General features: G+C 63.5%; 13 protein-coding genes and 1 tRNA gene. 2 read left to right on the forward strand and 12 right to left on the reverse strand.

Features of this window, described 5'->3' with window-relative positions:
- Positions 1-39: 39 nt before the first annotated feature.
- From AC0AII_RS06470 to AC0AII_RS06510, 9 genes are all read right to left on the reverse strand, one after another.
- A complete protein-coding gene (locus AC0AII_RS06470; protein WP_490446539.1) occupies positions 40-1,236 on the reverse strand; it encodes an MFS transporter in 1,197 nt (398 codons plus the stop codon).
- 91 nt (positions 1,237-1,327) lie between these two features.
- On the reverse strand, positions 1,328-2,758 hold the full coding sequence (locus AC0AII_RS06475; RefSeq protein WP_490446540.1) for an amidohydrolase: 1,431 nt from the start codon (positions 2,756-2,758) through the stop codon (positions 1,328-1,330).
- A gap of 168 nt (positions 2,759-2,926) precedes the next feature.
- Positions 2,927-3,721 carry an isoprenyl transferase gene (locus tag AC0AII_RS06480; RefSeq protein WP_045924066.1) on the reverse strand — a complete coding sequence of 265 codons (795 nt, stop codon included), beginning with the start codon at positions 3,719-3,721 and terminating at the stop codon, positions 2,927-2,929.
- 3 nt (positions 3,722-3,724) lie between these two features.
- The gene (gene recO, locus AC0AII_RS06485) at positions 3,725-4,447 is read right to left on the reverse strand and encodes a DNA repair protein RecO (protein ID WP_313839464.1); all 723 of its coding nucleotides are present in this window, start codon (positions 4,445-4,447) and stop codon (positions 3,725-3,727) included.
- A 15-nt stretch (positions 4,448-4,462) separates the two neighbouring features.
- Complete coding sequence (locus tag AC0AII_RS06490) at positions 4,463-6,115, reverse strand: alpha/beta hydrolase family protein (RefSeq protein WP_490446591.1); 1,653 nt, start codon at positions 6,113-6,115, stop codon at positions 4,463-4,465.
- A gap of 101 nt (positions 6,116-6,216) precedes the next feature.
- Complete coding sequence (gene ispG, locus AC0AII_RS06495) at positions 6,217-7,446, reverse strand: flavodoxin-dependent (E)-4-hydroxy-3-methylbut-2-enyl-diphosphate synthase (RefSeq protein ID WP_180335377.1); 1,230 nt, start codon at positions 7,444-7,446, stop codon at positions 6,217-6,219.
- Complete coding sequence (gene dxr, locus AC0AII_RS06500) at positions 7,443-8,717, reverse strand: 1-deoxy-D-xylulose-5-phosphate reductoisomerase (RefSeq protein ID WP_490446541.1); 1,275 nt, start codon at positions 8,715-8,717, stop codon at positions 7,443-7,445. The genes ispG and dxr overlap by 4 nt, the downstream gene beginning before the upstream one ends.
- Entirely contained in the window at positions 8,714-10,414 is a 1,701-nt protein-coding gene (locus AC0AII_RS06505; RefSeq protein WP_490446542.1) for a DivIVA domain-containing protein, read from the reverse strand. The genes dxr and AC0AII_RS06505 overlap by 4 nt, the downstream gene beginning before the upstream one ends.
- Before the next feature lie 101 nt (positions 10,415-10,515).
- A tRNA-Val gene (locus tag AC0AII_RS06510) sits at positions 10,516-10,589 on the reverse strand.
- Positions 10,590-10,720: 131 nt separating this feature from the next.
- On the opposite strand from AC0AII_RS06510, the gene AC0AII_RS06515 reads away from it, so the two are divergent.
- Entirely contained in the window at positions 10,721-12,265 is a 1,545-nt protein-coding gene (locus AC0AII_RS06515; protein WP_490446543.1) for an MDR family MFS transporter, read from the forward strand.
- Between the two features lie 118 nt (positions 12,266-12,383).
- Here AC0AII_RS06515 and AC0AII_RS06520 read toward each other — a convergent pair whose 3' ends face one another.
- Positions 12,384-12,800: a DUF3052 domain-containing protein gene (locus AC0AII_RS06520; RefSeq protein ID WP_024627263.1), complete on the reverse strand. Its 417-nt coding sequence runs from the start codon at positions 12,798-12,800 to the stop codon at positions 12,384-12,386.
- Positions 12,801-12,851: 51 nt separating this feature from the next.
- Positions 12,852-13,718: a S16 family serine protease gene (locus AC0AII_RS06525; protein ID WP_490446544.1), complete on the reverse strand. Its 867-nt coding sequence runs from the start codon at positions 13,716-13,718 to the stop codon at positions 12,852-12,854.
- A 94-nt stretch (positions 13,719-13,812) separates the two neighbouring features.
- On the opposite strand from AC0AII_RS06525, the gene AC0AII_RS06530 reads away from it, so the two are divergent.
- Positions 13,813-15,450, forward strand: coding sequence for a zinc-dependent metalloprotease (locus tag AC0AII_RS06530; protein ID WP_490446545.1), 1,638 nt, complete (start codon positions 13,813-13,815; stop codon positions 15,448-15,450).
- Between the two features lie 45 nt (positions 15,451-15,495).
- Here the strand turns inward: AC0AII_RS06530 and AC0AII_RS06535 are convergent, their stop codons facing one another.
- A complete protein-coding gene (locus AC0AII_RS06535) occupies positions 15,496-16,986 on the reverse strand; it encodes an ATP-dependent helicase (protein ID WP_490446546.1) in 1,491 nt (496 codons plus the stop codon).
- Positions 16,987-16,991: the final 5 nt, after the last annotated feature.

The raw sequence follows: 16,991 nt of genomic DNA on the forward strand, positions 1-16,991 counted from the left end.
GAGATCGGAAGCCTGAACCAGGCCGCCTCAGCCTCGGGTCTACTTGCCGACCTTGACCAGCAGCGCCATCAGCCCGGAGGCGATGGCCGCCGCACCCATGAAGAGGAAGGCCCCGACGAAGGAGCCGCCGGCTGCCTTGACCAGGTAGCCGATGATCATGGGAGCCAGGAATCCGCCCAGGGTGCCGCCGGTGTTGATGATGCCAATGGCGGAGCCGATGATGTGCGGGTCCATGATCTTGTGGGGCCAGGTGAAGATGCCGGTGAAGGCCACCACGGAGACGCAGGATACCAGAATCAGCAGCAGGAGGGAGAGCCAGATGTTGCGCGAGAAGACGAAGCATACGACCAGGACGGCGCTGATCACCCCGGCACCCAGGATGGCCAACTTCTCCCTGCCCAGGAAGAGCTTCGAGAGCAGCTGACCAGCGTAGATGGTGGCGACGGTCGTAAAGACCGCATTGACCGCCAGCAGGATGCCAGCCTGGCCGATCGAGAGACCGAAGGTGTTTTTGATGAAGGTGGGCATCCAGGAGATATTGCCGTACAGGAGGATGTTCAGCAGCAGCATGGCCACGAAGAGGACCAGCACGTTCCTGTTCTTCAGAACCTCGAGGAACCCTGCCCCCTTGGCTCCGGGCTTCTGGTCAGCCTCGGGCTGGCGGGGCTTGGAGGGCACGAAGATCAGGATGCAGACAAAGGCCAGCAGGTAGAGGGTGCCCAGCACAGCGTAGGCCAGATGCCAGTTGATGGCTACCAGGTTGGCGCCTAGGACGAAGGCCAGAATGCCGCCGATGCCCGAGGTCGACAGGATCAGCGACTGGACGAAGGTGCGCCGTTCCTGGGGGAAGTTCTCCGCGATCGACTTGGAGCAGGAGGGCGGGTAGCCCCCGTGGCCCATGCCAGCAAAGAACCGGACGATGATGAAGAAGGCCAGACCATTGGCCAGGCCGAACAGGTAGCTGAACAGACCGATGATGATCATGGAGGCCATCAGCACACGCTTGGCCCCAAGCCGGTCGGCCAGCCAGCCGCTGGGTATCTGCATGAGCGAGTATCCCAGGAAGAAGGCCGACATGATGATGCCTGTCTGCCCCGAGTCCAGGTGGAACTGCTCGGAGATGGGGATGATGGCGGTCGAGATCATGTTCTTGTCCATGTACACGATCGAGTAACCGGCCATCAGGGAGAAGATCAGCGTTCCGCTCGCCGTTTTTGAGGATTGCTTGATTACCATTGGTCTGTCATCCTTCAGTAGAAACCGGCCGCCGCCGGGCAAGGTGATCCCGCAAAGATCACAGGGCCTGGCGGCAGCCGAACAGTAGAGGTCAGTGGGGCATCACATCGTCAGGAATGACGACCTTGTACTCCTGACCGGCGAAGGTCTTGTCGAAGTCCTCCTTGGCAGCCTTGACCAGATCCGGGTTGGTAAAGGCATCGTAGGCGGTCAGGGCCAGAGTCTTGCCCGCAGCCAGCAGGCCCTTGTGAGCCACCGAGGACTTGCCGTTGGCCGCCCACTGCCAGGAGTGGGCCGAGGTTCCCTGGGGCTCGAACCCGCCGCTGAACTGGGCGGTGGGCGTCTGCCAGCTGACATCGCCGACGTCGGTGGATCCCGATGCCGTATCGGTGAAGACCAGCGGGTACTTCTTCAGGGCCATGGTGGACTCGGCCATCTTCCTGACTTCCTCATCCGTCAGATCAGGGAAGGCCTCCTTGGTGCGGCTGAGCACCCGCTGCTTGCCGGCCTCGGGGACCGTATCGGTGTAGCGGCGCTCGTAGTCCAGCTCCTGCTGATCCAGGGGCAGGGGGCCGACGAGGTCCAGGTTCCTGTCTATGGCCTCGGTCAGCGGATGGTTGGGAATGAAGTTGTAGCAGGCCGCGTCGAACTCCTCCTTGACCTGGGTCTCGGTCATCAGGGCCGCACCCTGGGCGATCTTCTCCACACGCTTGAACAGATCTTGAGCCTGGTCCATCCTGGGGGCGCGCACGAAGTAGTAGAGCCGGGCATGGGACTGCACCACGTTGGCTGACTCGCCGCCTGCGTCGATGAAGGCGTAGTGCACGCGGGCCTGATCAATCATGTGCTCGCGCAGGAACTGCACGCCCACATTCATCAGCTCCGCGGCATCCAGGGCGCTCCGGCCCAGCTCGGGAGCCGCAGCCGCGTGGGCCGGCACACCGGTGAAGTCGAAGTAGGCCTGCAGGACCGCCAGGCTGGAGGAGCCCCAGGCCTGGGTCACATCCGAGGGATGCCAGGACAGGGCCAGATCCAGCCCGTCGAAGACCCCGTCCCTGGCCATGAAGGCCTTGCCGTAACCCGACTCCTCAGCCGGGCAGCCGAAGACCTTGATGGTCCCCTTGAGGCCCTTCTCCTGCATGAAGGTCTTGATGCCTACGCCTGCCGCGACGGCGGCCATGCCCAGGATGTTGTGGCCGCAGCCTTGCCCGTTGCCGCCTTCGACCAAGGGCTTGTGCTCGCCCAGGTCGGCCACCTGGCTGAGCCCTCCCAGGGCATCGTATTCGCCGGTGATGCCGATCACCGGACGGCCCGAACCCCAGGTCGCCACGTAGGCATAGTCCATATGGCCCACGCCCTTCTCGATTTCGAAGCCCTCCTGCTCCAGCACCTTGTAATGCTGCTGGACCGACTCCTTGACGGCAAACCTGGTCTCGGGGGTGTCCCAAATATGATCGGCTGCCTCGATGAACTCCTGTGACTTGTCCTCGATGATCTGCATGATGCGTTGCTTGTCGTCCACGCCTGTCGACTCCTTCGTTTCGTTTGCTGCGCTGATTTCCACGGCGGACACATGGCCTGCTCCGCTGCGATACGTCACAGACTACCTTTCATGGGCGTTACGAGGGTGTTCAGACGTGTAAATTTGGACGACTATGGGTAACCTCACAAAATTGGAGGTTCTGTCTTCTCAGGCATTCTCCACGCCGCCAAAGCGCCTGTCCCGGTGGATGTAATCGTCGATGGCCCGCCAGAGCACCTCACGCCCGCAGTCCGGGAAGAGCTCAGGGACGAAATCCAGCTCCGCATAGGCCGCCTGCCAGGGCAGAAAGTTGGAGGTGCGCTGCTCCCCAGAGGTGCGCATGACCAGGTCGCAATCCGGAATGTCGGGGTTGTAGAGGTGCTGGGCGATCATCTTTTCAGTCACCTTGGAGCCCTTGATTCGCCCAGCCGCGACTTCTCGGGCGATGTCTGTGGCTGCATCGGCCAGCTCAGCCCTGCCCCCGTAGTTGATGCAGAAGATCACATCTATCCTGGTGTTGTGGCGGGTGCGCTCCATGGCCGCCTCCAGCTCGTCGATGACCGACTTCCAGAGCCGGGGCCGACGACCCGCCCAGCGCACGCGCACTCCCCAGTCGTCCATCTGGGCCACCCGGCGGTGGATGATGTCCCGGGAGAAGCCCATCAGAAAGCGGACCTCAGAGGGCGAGCGTTTCCAGTTCTCCGTGGAAAAGGTGTACAGGCTCAGGTAGCGGACCCCGGCCTCAATGGCCCCGGCTATGGTGTCGAAGACCACCGGCTCGGCAGCCCGGTGACCCTGGGTGCGCTCCATGCCCCTCTGCTTGGCCCAGCGGCCATTCCCATCCATGATCACACCCAGGTGCCGCGGGACTGAGCCCTTGGGGAACTGCGGGATACGCGCGGGGTCGGAGAAGGGGGCTGCAGGCACATCCAGAGAAGTGTAGTCGACGGGGTCAAAGCTCATGCTTCAAGAATCTAATAGCCGCAGAGACCTGATGGGCCGCTCCAGGTAATATTCGCCCCATTTCTCAACAAGACCGTCGCAGAGGGGGGTGGAGTCCTTGCCGTCCAGCTTGGACCAGTCCCCGCTGCTCAACGCCCGGAAGCGGGCCAGGGTGGCGGAATCCACTGCCACGGCGTCGGTAGGCCTGTCCCGGCTGCAGACCACCCCGCCGCCAGGCACCGAAAAGTGGGTCAGCTGGTCGGTCCGGCCGCAGACGATGCAGGAATCCAGCCGGGGCCTCCAGCCAGCCAGCGCCAGGGACCGCAGCAGGTAGGAGGCGCCGATGTCACGGGGTCCATGCCGGTGACCAGCCAGACTGGCCAGGGCGGAGGCCAGCAGACGGTATTGCTCAGGGGCCGGCTCGTGCTCGCCCACCACCAGCTTGTCGGCGGTCTCAAGCATGACGCCCCCGTTGGCGTAGAGGTCATAGTCGGCGCATATGGCATCCGCATAGGCGGCTATGCAGACGGCCTGGGAGACGATGTCCAGGTTGCGGCCACGGGAGATGAGCAGGTCGTCACGCATGAATGGCTCCAGCCGCGCGCCGAAGCGGGACTTGGTCCGTCGCACCCCCTTGGCCACGGCCCTGACCTTGCCGTGCCCCCTGGTCAGCATGGTGACGATCCGGTCGGCCTCACCCAGTTTGACCGTTCTGAGGACCAGGCCCTCGTCACGATAGATGGCCACGACGGTCCCGTCCTTTCATTGGTAGATGAACAGACCCCAGAAGGCGAAGATCAACAGGACTCCGAACATAGCCAGGGTGGTGACGATGAAGAGTGCAACGCCAAAACGGGTGGAGGCCAGAACCGGCCTGGGATCCATGTTCCGCATCTGCTGACGCAGACTGGGGCCGCCGGCCTTGCTTGTGCGAACCTGGTCGGGCAACCGGTCCAATCCCCTGAGTGAGGCTACCTCGACCATGCGGGCGAAGGTGCGCGACCAGGCCCAGATCACCAGGGCACAGACCACCTGGATGACCGGCCAGCTCCAGTAGCTGACTCCAGCCTGGTCGGGCACGCCGCCCCAGCCCAGGCGTACCACGGCCATGATGACCTGACCCAGACCGGCTCCAAAAAGGACCAGGGTAGCCAGGGTGGTGCCGGTGATGGTGACCAAGGTGCCGCCGAAGCCATGGCTGAAGCCCAGAACCGGGTCCTTGCGTCGGCGCAGACGGAACAACTTCATCAGCCCGGCCACCAGGGCCATGACCAGGGATGCCAGCAAAAGCACCAGGGTCAGCAGGTGCAGGACCAGCATATACACGGTCAGCGAGCGCCGCCCCCGCAGGTCAGTAGGCACGGCGATGGACTGGTGGATGGTGGCCCCACCCACGCTGGGGCTGGTCTGATGCAGGCCATGGACCTGACCCACCGCCCAGTCGACCATGTCCTGCTGGTAGTGGTCGGCCAGGGGCGTGCCGGTCCGGGCCTCATCCCCCAGCCGCAGCACATGGTTGGAGACCGGGTAGGACCGCACAGTGACGTTCTCGTTGCCCGAGGCATGGGCCTGGGAGAGCACGCGCTGCACCCCCTCCACCTGGGCAGTCATCACGTCCTTGGCTCCGTAGGCCAAGAGGGTGGGAATGGCGTAAGTGTAGCGGTCGGTGGGATCGATATCCAGATTATTCAGGCCCAAGAGGGAGGCATCGGTGCTGAAGAGCCGACGGACCACCGACTGGTAGCCCTGGTTGGCCCCGGCAATGGCGAAATCCTGGGCCACGAAGAAGCCCATGGCGTGCCGCGGGGAATAGACCATGGGACTCAGCAGGATCTGGAAGGCGATCCGGTGGTCCATGCTCAGCAGCATGGCGGCGATCCAAGTACTCTCGCTGGTGGCATAGATGCCCACCTTGGATGCATCCACGTCAGCCCGGCCGCGCAGCAGGTTGGCAACCCGCTCGTAGGCCTTGGCCGAGGCGGGATAGTCCCGGTCGGCATCTGTGGTGGACCAGACCGGCTTGTCCAGCACGGCGGTGACGAAACCGGCAGAGGCCAGGGTTCGGGCCACATCCCCGAAGGAGTTGTCGCAGGTGCCGTAACCGGCGCCGTGCATGAAGACCACGGCCGGCCGATGCCCTGAGGCCTCCTTGGGGGCGCGGATCAGTATCCGGATGCGTTGGTGCTCGCCAGTGGCTGGCCGTTCCACGCTCAGTTCCTGGTGACGGGATTCGACCTGGTACTGCCCAACGGCATCCCTGTCAACCCCGGCAGGCCAGTCGAAGGTGACCGCGGTGTCCGGAGTCAGCGTGGGAAAATTCTGATCCACTGGTTCGTATTTCCAGGGGACGGCGGTCAAGTGGGAGACCGAGGCCAGCAGACCCATGAGAATGATGAAGACGGGCAGGCTGGTCATGAGCCGCCTTACCCTGCTCCACCCGCTTGCAGGGAGGGAACGCTCAACCTCTTGGGACACGTCGGCCATTGTAGCCGGTGGCGGGGATGGCGCTTACGCCCTCAGCTGGCACGGCCGGTGACCGGGACCACCATGGGCCCTGCCTCCGGCAGGGTTTCACCCTGAGCCGCCGCCTTGGCATCCATCTGGGCGGCAATTTCCTTGGCCCGTTCCAGCAGCGTGGGGACGATCTGATCCTCGGGCACGGTCTGCACCACCTTGCCCTTGATGATGATCTGGCCCTTGCCGTTGCCCGATGCCACCCCCAAGTCGGCCTCCCTGGCCTCGCCGGGTCCGTTGACGATGCAGCCCATGACGGCCACCCGGATGGGGGCGGTGATGTCCTTGAGCCCCTCGGTGACCTCCTTGGCCAGCTCGATCACGTCCACCTGGGCCCTGCCGCAGGAGGGGCAGGAGATGATGTCGAAGTGGCGCTGGCGCAGCCCCAGGTACTCGAGGATCTTGCAGCCAACCTTGACCTCTTCCACAGGCGGTGCGGACAGGGAAACACGAATGGTGTCGCCGATGCCCTCGGCCAGTAGTGCGCCGAAGGCCAGACAGGACTTGATGGTCCCCTGCCAGGAGGGCCCGGCCTCGGTCACGCCCAGGTGCAGGGGCCAGTCGCCCTTGGAGGCCAGAAGCCTGTAGGTCTGGACCGTGGTGACGGGATCGTGGTGCTTGACGGAGATCTTGAAGTCATGGAAGCCCACGTCCTCGAACATGTGGGCCTCTTTCAAAGCCGAGGCGACCAGGGCCTCAGGGGTGGGTCCGCCGTAGCGGGCGTAAATGTCCTTGTCAAGGCTGCCGGCATTGACCCCGATGCGCAGGGAGATGCCTGCATCGGTGGCGGCCTTGCAGATCTCGGGGCCGACCTGGTCGAACTTGCGGATGTTGCCCGGGTTGACCCTGACGGCTGCACAGCCGGCATCGATGGCCTGGAAGACGTACTTGCTCTGGAAGTGGATGTCGGCGATGACCGGGATGGGCGACTTCTTGGCAATGATGGGCAGCGCGTCGGCATCGTCCTGACTGGGTACGGCCACCCGTACGATGTCGCAGCCGGCGGCGGCCAGCTCGGCGATCTGCTGCAGGGTGGCATTGATGTCAGCAGTGACCGTGTTGGTCATGGACTGCACCGATATGGGGGCTCCCCCGCCGACCGGCACAGGCCCCACCATGATCCGACGGGAGCGGCGACGAGGATGCAGCGGAGTCTGGCTGATGGCCTGCTCGCCTGTCTTGCGGAACCCCTGAGAGGATGTTGACTGTTCGGTCTTGGGAATGCTACTCACGCTGTCATGTCTATCAAAGCATCGGCCCTTTGGCGTGCCTCATGCTCGACTTGCTCCATTACCTCCACGGATGTGAATGTTCCCGGAAGATGCGTTTCCATGGCATCCATGACCGAACGGATGGTTTCGACGATGCCCAGGTAGGGCAGCCGGTGATCCAGGAAGGCCCGGACCGCCTGCTCGTTGGCGGCATTGAAGACCGCGGTCATGGGCTCGCAGCTTCCCAGGGCCCGCCTGGCCAGGTTGACTGCCGGAAACGCCTGGTCGTCCAAGGGCTCGAAAGTCCAGGTGCTGGCCTTGGACCAGTCGCAGGCCATAGCCACATGGTCAAGACGGTCGGGCGCCGAAAGGCCCAGGGCGATGGGCAGGCGCATGTCAGGAGGCGAGGCCTGGCTTATGGTGGCCCCGTCCTGGAACTGGACCATGGAGTGGACCACGGACTGGGGGTGGACCACCACGGTGATCCGCTCGGGCTCGATCCGGAAGAGCCGGCTGGCCTCGATGACCTCCAGCCCCTTGTTGACCATGGTGGAGGAGTTGATGGTGACCACCGGCCCCATGGACCAGGTCGGATGGTTCAGGGCCTGCTCAGGGGTGACCTGGCGCATAGCGTCACGGCTCCAGCCCCGGAAGGGACCGCCAGAAGCGGTGACCACCAAACGGGCCACCTCTCCGTGCTGCCCTGAACGCAGGGACTGCCAGATGGCCGAATGCTCGGAGTCGACCGGGTTGATCTGGCCCGCTCTGATCTCGGCATCAAAGAGCAGATGGCCACCGGCCACCACGGACTCCTTGTTGGCCAGCGCCAGCTGGGATCCGGCCTGCAGGGCCGCAATGGATGGGCGCAGACCGACTGATCCGGTGATGCCGTTGAGAACCAGATCACTTCCGGAGCCGGCCAGAGCCTGGACCGCCTCCATGCCTGCTTCTACCTGGATACCAGTCAATCCCAAGGCCTTGAGCGCCTGCTGCAGGGCCGGAACCTGGGCCCTGTCGGCCAGAGCCAGACGGGTCACGCCAAAATCACGGGCTTGACGGGCCAGGAGCTCAACATGCGCACCACCAGCGGCCAATCCAGTCACCTGGAACCGATCCCTATGACGACTGATCAGATCCAAGGCCTGGGTACCGATGGATCCTGTGGATCCCAGGATAACCAGACTGCGAGATTGGTCGGCATCGTCCCTAGGCGACCAATCCGCCAGGGTACGTTCACGCTCGACCGGCAAACCGGCCTGCAGGCCTTCACTCATCACTGCCAACTGACTCATCGACCGCCTTTATCCTGCTCCCCCTCGTCGCCGAAGGCCGGGAATGAAATATCAGGGATGTCCAGATCCATCTTGGGCAGATCCTGGTTGAGCAGGGAGTTCAGGTAGGAATCCGGATCCTGGGCCTGCTTATTCCCCTGCGTGTTTTGCGAGTACCGAGGCTTGGCCCAGTCGGGCGTATCCGTGCTGCTTTCGGCTGTCTCGGCCCAGGGACGCTCCTGGGTCTCAAGCGCTGCTGGCGCCGGCTCCGCATAGCTGCCCAAGGGGCCGCCTGCGCCCAGAGGGCCGTCAACGAACGGCGAAGAGATAACTGAGGTGGATCCTGGCGCAGACGAGTTGTCAGCGTCAGCATCGGTTGAGGGGGGCACCGGCGATGCCGGACCTGTGGAAGGAACGAACGCAGCCCCTGTCGATGTGGACGGGGCGGATGCGGCAGGTGTCGAAGTGGTCGGCTGGAATACCGTCGGTTCAGGAGTCTGCGGTGCTGGGGAAGGCGAAGAGGCCGTCGAGTTGACAGGCATGGATTGCGCAGCCGGCGCGGGTGCAGCCGAGCCTGCAGCGGAGACTGCAGGAGTATAGCTGGTTGGCGCAGAGGTGGGCATAACCGATTCAGGCCGACCGGAGACAGCCGGATTTGCAGGAGCAGCGGCTGCTCCAGCGCCGACATCGACCGAGGATGCAGACCGGGCTGAAGCTGTTGAAGGTGTATCAACACCGGTATCCACAGCCGCTCCAGCGCCGTCCTGAGCCAGTCGCTGGTTGACCGCTGAAGCCAGGGCACTCAGGGAGCTGTTGGGCTGGGCCGTCGGCACCGTCTGCGTGCTGGCAGCGGGAGCATCGAAGATGGCCCGTTCCGCCTGATGCAGTTGAGCGAAATCGTCCTGACTGCTTTGGTCCTCCGCAACAGGGGAAGCATTGGGGATGCTCCAAGCGGGTTCCTGACTCTGTCCGATCAGCGGCTGAACGCCCGAAGCCGAAGAGTCCTGCACCGGAAGCTGCGAGTGCGCAGGAACAGCGGCAGGCACCGTTGCACTCGCGCTTGCTCTCTTGGCCCTCTCGCTGACCCTGGCGAAGGACTCCAGCTGCTCCAGAAGCTCGACGGCCTTGGCCAGGAAGAAGTCCACCTGGCGCTCGTCATAACCCTTGGGCCCCCGCCGCTGGGTGAAGATGACGTTAGAGACGCGGTCAGCCGTGATGTCGGTGTTCTTCGACTTGCCCGAGTCCGTCTTCCGCCCCTCCTGCAGGTTGAGCTGGTCAGAAGTCTTGTTGAGGACCTGCTCGATCAGCCGCTCCACCTGCTTGCAGTCGTATGAGGGCATGCCGGGATCCCCGCGCTTGAAGACGCTGCCTGAGGGCCTGCCGGCATGAGTAGTCAGCTCGGATTGCAGACTGACCATTCTGGTCGTCCAACCATCCACGCCCACCCGGGCTATCTCCAGGCTGGTCTGCCTGTCGGAAATCACCCTTTCCAGTCGGGAGAGGGCTGCATCCACCTGGGTGATGATGTAGCCGTTCTTGCACAGGTCGAAGGAGGCGTTGGCTATCTCCTCCTGGGTCAGATCAGGGTCCTGGCTCTCATAGAGCGAGTGCGCCCGCTCCAGGAAGGCATCCACCTGCTTGGTGTCATATCCCCACTTGCGCTTGCCCGAGCGCGCGATGGTCGCCTCGGTTCCACGGGCATCAGGCTTAGCTGACATCAGGCATCGACCTCCTGACCTTTCTTGCCAACGATCGTCGTGCATCGATTCTACGTGAGCGCTAAGACGCGGCTTCGGGCACGCCCCCTCAAAAACCCCTGTGGTCCCGCCCGGACTCGAACCGGGGACATCCACCGTGTAAAGGTGGCGCTCTAACCAACTGAGCCACGGGACCAGCACACTACCTTAGCAGAATACACGGTGACAAGGCCGCACGGTGCGGCTATAATCCACTAGGAATTCGCGGGCTTTGTCCGCAAAAAGAAGAGAAACACACCATATACACCGTATAAAAGGGGGTTCGGATTGTCACAGACAGTCGATACAGGCAGCGGCAGGAAGACCAACCGCACCCTGGTGACGGTGGCGGTCTTCATCGCCACCTTCATGACGGCCATCGAGGGGACCATCGTCTCCACCGCCATGCCCACCATCATCGGGGACCTGCATGGGCTGTCCATCATGAACTGGGTCTACTCCATCTATCTGCTCATGACAGCGGTCACCACGCCCATCTACGGCAAGCTTTCGGATCGCTTTGGCCGCAAGCCGCTGCTGACCATCGGTCTGCTGGTCTTCGTGATCGGGTCCACCCTGTGCGCCTTCTCCCAGTCCATGCCCCAGCTGATAGGCGCCCGTTTTCTGCAGGGCCTGGGGGCCGGCGCCATCCAGCCGCTGACCTACACGGTTCTGGCCGACATCTATCCCCTGGACAAGCGGGCGGGCATGATCGGCCTGAACGGCTCGGCCTGGGGCATCGCCTCCATCATCGCCCCCCTCTTGGGAGGCTTCATCGTCCAGCAGATAAGCTGGCACTGGGTCTTCGCCATCAACGTGCCCATCGGCCTGCTGGTCATCTTCATGATCCAGATCTTCCTGAGCGAGCATATCCAGGCGCGTGAAACCCGCGTCGACTACATCGGCATCGGACTGCTCAGCGTCTGTCTGATCTGCCTGATGCTTTGCCTGCAGAGCCTGGGATCGTCGGGCGATATCAGAATCACCCTGGTCCTGGCTGCGGCCACCCTGGTCACCTTTGCCCTGCTGCTTCATGTGGAGGGCCGCCAGGAGGATCCCATCCTGCCCCTGCGGCTCTTCCGCATCAGGACCTTCGTCATCCAGAACATCTGCATGCTCCTGGTGGCCGGATTCCTCATGGGCTTCGACACCTACATGCCCATCTGGATGCAGTCTGTTCTGGGAATGAACCCTTCGCTGGGCGGCTTCGTGGTCACCCCCTCCTCCATCCTTTGGCTCCTGGGAGCCTACATGGCCGGACCGCTGACCATGCACCACCCGCCGCACCGGGCCACCAACATCGGTCTGGCCTTCATCCTGACGGCCTGCCTCTGCTACATAGCCGTCCCCCAGGCCACCGCCTACTGGGTCTTCCTGGTCATCTCCGCCGTGGTCGGCTTCGGCTTCGGCCTGACCATCACCACCTCGACCATCACCGCCCAGAGTGTGGTGCCTGCAGGTGACGTGGGCGCCTCGACCAGCTTCAACACCCTGGCCCGTTCCCTGGGACAGACCCTGATGGTCTCCATCTTCGGCATCGTCATGAATACGGTCATCGCCCGCGAGGTGCCTCAGCATAAGGGACTGACCGAGGACATGATGAACAGCATGATCAACCCGGCCACGGCAGGAAGCATTCCCTCACGTCTGCTGGGCCCGGCCCGTACCATCGTCTTCGACGGCCTGCATTGGATCTTCCTGGTGGGCCTGGTCATTCTGATCGTGGCCCTGGTGGCCAACCTCTGCGATATCCGTTCGCGCACCCTGCTGGCCGAATATCAGAACAAGGCCACGACGGCTTCTCCGGCCATTGCTGAGAAGGACGAGCAGTAAGGGCTGCTGGCCAGATTGGATTCCTGAGGAAATCCCTGATGAAAGAGAGCGAGGTGGTGGGCACGGTTGATCCTGATGCCCACCACCTCGTTCATTGGCGCTTCTGCAGCCAGAAGTCTTACTTGCCCTTGCCGAAAGCCCGCAGCTGGGTTGCGTTCCAATCCTTGCTGACGGTGGTGGGCATCAGGGCATTCATGCCCGCGGTCTTGGCCGCATTGGAAACGACCCCTGGCGCCGATGCCCCCGGTCTGCCAGGTTTGGGAGTCAGCACCCAGAAGGGCGCACCCTTGTTGACCATGGCCGAGGCATCCATGATGGTATCTGCCAGATCATCCTCGGCATCGCCGTCCCGCCACCAGATGATGACCCCATCCACGGCTGCGTCATAGTCCTCGTCCACCAGCTCTTCGCCGGTCAGATCCTCGATCCTGGTCCGGATCCCGTCGTCGACATCGTCGTCCCACATCCATTCCTGAACGATATCGCCGGGATGAAAACCGAACTCTTCCGCTGTATAGGTTGTAGTCTCAGCCACGGTTTCAGCATAACAAGACTGCCGGAATTCACCAATTGGACCGGCCTTGTCTTATCTGCCCTTGGCGGCTGTGCAGCGGGGCAACCCCTCCCCCTGGCCATGGCCGATGGCCACCAGGGCCTTGTAGGCCTCGTCCAAGGTGGATACCCGCACGTCGCGCAGTCCCTGTGGCACATGGCCCGCCACCTGTGGGCAATTAGCCGCCGGGGCCAGGAACCAGGTGGCGCCGTCCCGCCTGGCGCCCAGCATCTTCAGCTGGATGCCGCCGATGGCCCCGACTCGTCCCTTCTGATCCATAGTGCCGGTTCCTGCGATGGTCAGACCACCGGTCTCCTGCTCCGGAGTGATCTTGTCGATGGCTCCCAGGGTGTACATGAGCCCGGCCGAGGGACCGCCGATGTCGGCCACCCTCATGCTGAACTGCAGGCCCGATACGTCGTATCCTCGAGCCTTGAGGAAGGCCAGAGCCTGGGCCGAGGCAGCCTTCTGGGAGCCGTGCATATCACCCTGCTCCTGGCGCTTGTACTCCTCCACACTCTGCCCGGGAGGCACCACGGCCTCCTGGGGAAGCACCATGGCGTGGGGGTCGGCCCAGCCCACCAGCGCATCCAGGTTGGAGGCCGGATAACCGGGGATTCCGCGGGCATTGACCGTGGTCATCAGCAGGCGGCCCTTGTCATGGTGGATCTGGCCGCCCTTGACCTTGATGACCGGTGAGCCTTTTGAACTTCCCAGCACATCCTGGGTGGGTCCGGGCGTCTCGATGGTATAGGGCGAGGGGAGGAGAAGCACCAGGAGGGCCAGAATGATCAGAAGACCGCCGACCAGCATTTTGCGGGTGGGTCCGCCAAGCGTCCCGATTTGCCTTTCGGGTGCGCCTGTGGCGCAGTGATCCGATTTCCCGTGCGGAAGTGTCATAGCTCCAATATTATGGTTGATGAAGACGATAATCCCGGCAGACGTCAACCTCGATGGCGGACGGCCTGCCTTGGCGAGGACTGGAATCAAAGCAATGGACGAGAATGCAATCCACCAATGGCTCATCGAGTGCTTCGGCCCGGTGCAGGGCGAGCTGGCCTGGAGTCAGTTCTCACAGCTGCCTGAGTCCATCCGCTCCCAGATGGCGGCCCAGGGAGCCGATCAGCTGCCCAAACCCGCCGAGGTCCAGGCCCTGATTCAGGCTTTCACGGCCGGAGGGCTGAACACGCCGGCTGACATGCAGGCCCAGGCCGACCAGGGGCCCATCAACGTTGCCCTGGCCAAGAACATCGCCCTGGGACGCACCAGGGCCAACCAGTCCGATACCACCGTCACAGCCGAGGACAGCGAGCGGGTGGCCCGGGTCATGAGCGAAGCCAACCTCTGGCTGGACACCGTCTGCGCCTTTGACCCCGCCCCAGGCCAAACCGAAGCCTTGACCCGAGCCGGATGGATCGAGGGCAGCATAGACGCCTGGGTCCAGTTCGCCTCGCCGGTGGCCCAGGCGGTCAGCGAGGCCCTGACCTCCGTCATCAACCAGCGCTTCCAAGGTTTCGACCAAGGCGAGATTTCGGGAATGTTCGCTGGACCTGTGCCCATCCCCCTGCCCGACAATCTCAAGGATCCGACCACGCTGATGAAGCTGCTGGGGAACACCTCATTCGCCATGCAGCTGGGGCAAGCCGCTGGAGAGCTGGCCAAGGAGGTCCGCGGAGGATTCGATCAGGGCATCCCGCTGCTCAAGAATCCTGCCGGAGCCCTCATACCTCAGAACATCAAAGCCTATGCCAAATCCCTAGAACTGGATCAGGACGAGGTCACCCGTTACATGGCCCTCAAGGAGGCCGCCCACGCCCGGCTCTACGCCGCCGTCCCCTGGCTGATGCCGCGCTTCGAGGCCCTGATCGGCAAGTACGCCCGGGGGGTCTCCATCGACCTGGACGCAGTGGAGGATCAGCTGCGCGAAGCCGAACAAATCAACCCCGAATCCATCGCCGGCGCCATCAACCTCAGCAATGTCGGCATTGAGGACACTCCTGAGCAGAAGGAGGCCCTGCACAGCCTGGGCGACCTGCTGGCCCTGGTCGACGGCTGGGTGGATTGCGTGGTCTGGAACGCCGGCATGGCCCACCTGCCCCACCTGGAGCAGCTGAGGGAGATGACCCGACGCGAGCGCGCCGTGGGAGGGCCGGCCGAACAGACCTTCGAGTCCCTGCTGGGCCTGCATCTTCACCCCAAGCGGTTGCGCGAGGCCGCCGACCTTTGGGAGCGCATCACCGCCGAGGAGGGAGTTCAGGGCCGTGACGGCCACTGGTCCCATCCTGACCTGCTGCCCTCCCTGCCCGTCAAAGCGGAAGCCGATCAGGGTGGGGCATCGACCTCTGCAGAGGGGCAATCCGAGCAGAAGGCCGACACTCCCGCCACCTCGGTGGACTGGGATGCCGAGCTGGACAAACTGCTGAACGCCGAGGAAACGGATTCCTCTGCTGATCCGGCCACCCCTGCAGACTCCGACACTGCTGATTCCAGCACTTCAAATGACCAGGAACATTCGGACCAGGAAGCTCCGGGCAACCAGAAGAGCACCGGCAACGATTCCAAGGACACTGATGACGGTCATCCGGATCAGCACAACTCAGACAGCGGCGATTCGGACGGCAACCAGGCCTGAATCGCACTCCCCTTCCCCACGCTCCAAGGGTCGAGACAATAGCACTCAGCGATGGATGAACCGGCTGGGGGCGCGCCGGACGAAGGCGCTGCCGTCCTTGTGCTCCGCATAGGAAAGGTGCAGGGTGTCCTCGGCCCGGGTCACCCCGACGTACATGAGGCGGCGCTCCTCTTCCAGAGCGTCCCCCTCGGGTGGTGAACCAAAGGGGATCAGCCCCTCGGCGCAGCCAACAATGAAGACATGGGCGAACTCCAATCCCTTGGCAGCGTGAATGGTGGAGACCGTGACCCTCCCCTGACCCATGCCGCCCTCCAGCTGTTCCAGCACTTCCTGCCTGCTCATATCGACCGACTGGTTCTGCCAGCCCGACTCTGTACGCACCCGGTAGCCGATTCCGCACTCGTGCAGGGCACGGCAGATCAGGGTCTGCTGGGCGTTGATCCGCGTCAGGATTGCAAACTGGCCGGGCCGGGCCCCCTTCCGGATCATGGAGGATATACGGGAGGCCACGGCCCCAGCCTCATCACCATCGTCCTCGTAACGGGTCATCGCGACCCTACTGCCCTCCTGACGGGCCGAGGTCAGCTTCAGATAGTCGTCACGCACCGGCGAGCGAGCCAGAATGCCATTGGCGTAGTGAACCACCCTTCCCGTGGACCGGTAGTCGGTGGACAGGTCCAGATCGGCCTTGATGCCCGGGAATTCCTGGGGGAAGTTCAGCAAATAGTAGGAGGTGGCTCCAGCGAAGGAGTAGATGGTCTGGGCCGGGTCCCCCACCACGCACAGGTTCTGCCTGCCGTTGAGCCAAAGCTTGAGCAGGCGGTGCTGCAGGGGCGAGACATCCTGGTACTCGTCCACAGTCAGCCAGCCGATGCGGTCTCTAATGTCAGCAGCAGCCTGGCCGCCCTCTTCCAAAATGTGGCAGACCAGCAGAAGAATATCGTTGAAGTCCATCTGATTATGGGCGGCCTTGGAGCTCTCGAAGACCGTGTACAGATCGGCCATCCGATCAGCCTCCAGACCGGCCGGCGGCAGACGGTGGCTGGCCGCACAGACCCGAACGTAATCCTGGGGGGCGATCAGCCCCACCTTGGCCCAGTTGATCTCCGCAGTCAGGTCCCTGACCTGGCCCGGGTCGGCCTCCTGCCCGCAGACCCGCTGGTAGGCGGAGGACACCAGGGGACCCACATCCTCAATCAGGTCGGGAGGGTAGGTCTCGCTGACCTGGGGCCAGACCCGCCTGAGCTGGTGCAGGGCCGCCGAGTGAAAGGTCGCCGCCTTCAGGGAGGCCGACACGCCAAGCTTGGTGAGACGATCACGCATCTCAGCTGCGGCACGGACCGAAAAGGTCACTGCCAAGGTTCTGGAGGGCTCCCAGCTTCCACTGGCGCAGGCATAGGCCATCCGCCGGGTGATGGTCCTGGTCTTGCCAGCCCCGGCGCCAGCGACGATTCGCACAGGCCCGTCGAGCACGGTGGCCGCCTGCCGCTGGGCGGGGTCCAGACCCTCCAGCAATCGTTCCTCATCCTCTTGCACACCCC

This window comes from Bifidobacterium sp. VU/mBH4 (B4) (genome assembly GCF_058199535.1).

Bases quoted from the DNA above. Each gene is read 5' to 3' on its own strand.
- AC0AII_RS06470 (WP_490446539.1), bottom strand. From the start codon at position 1,236: ATGGTAATCAAGCAATCCTCAAAAACGGCGAGCGGAACGCTGATCTTC.
- AC0AII_RS06480 (WP_045924066.1), bottom strand. From the start codon at position 3,721: ATGAGCTTTGACCCCGTCGACTACACTTCTCTGGATGTGCCTGCAGCC.
- AC0AII_RS06490 (WP_490446591.1), bottom strand. From the start codon at position 6,115: ATGACCAGCCTGCCCGTCTTCATCATTCTCATGGGTCTGCTGGCCTCG.
- dxr (WP_490446541.1), bottom strand. From the start codon at position 8,717: ATGAGTCAGTTGGCAGTGATGAGTGAAGGCCTGCAGGCCGGTTTGCCG.
- AC0AII_RS06505 (WP_490446542.1), bottom strand. From the start codon at position 10,414: ATGTCAGCTAAGCCTGATGCCCGTGGAACCGAGGCGACCATCGCGCGC.
- AC0AII_RS06525 (WP_490446544.1), bottom strand. From the start codon at position 13,718: ATGACACTTCCGCACGGGAAATCGGATCACTGCGCCACAGGCGCACCC.
- AC0AII_RS06530 (WP_490446545.1), top strand. From the start codon at position 13,813: ATGGACGAGAATGCAATCCACCAATGGCTCATCGAGTGCTTCGGCCCG.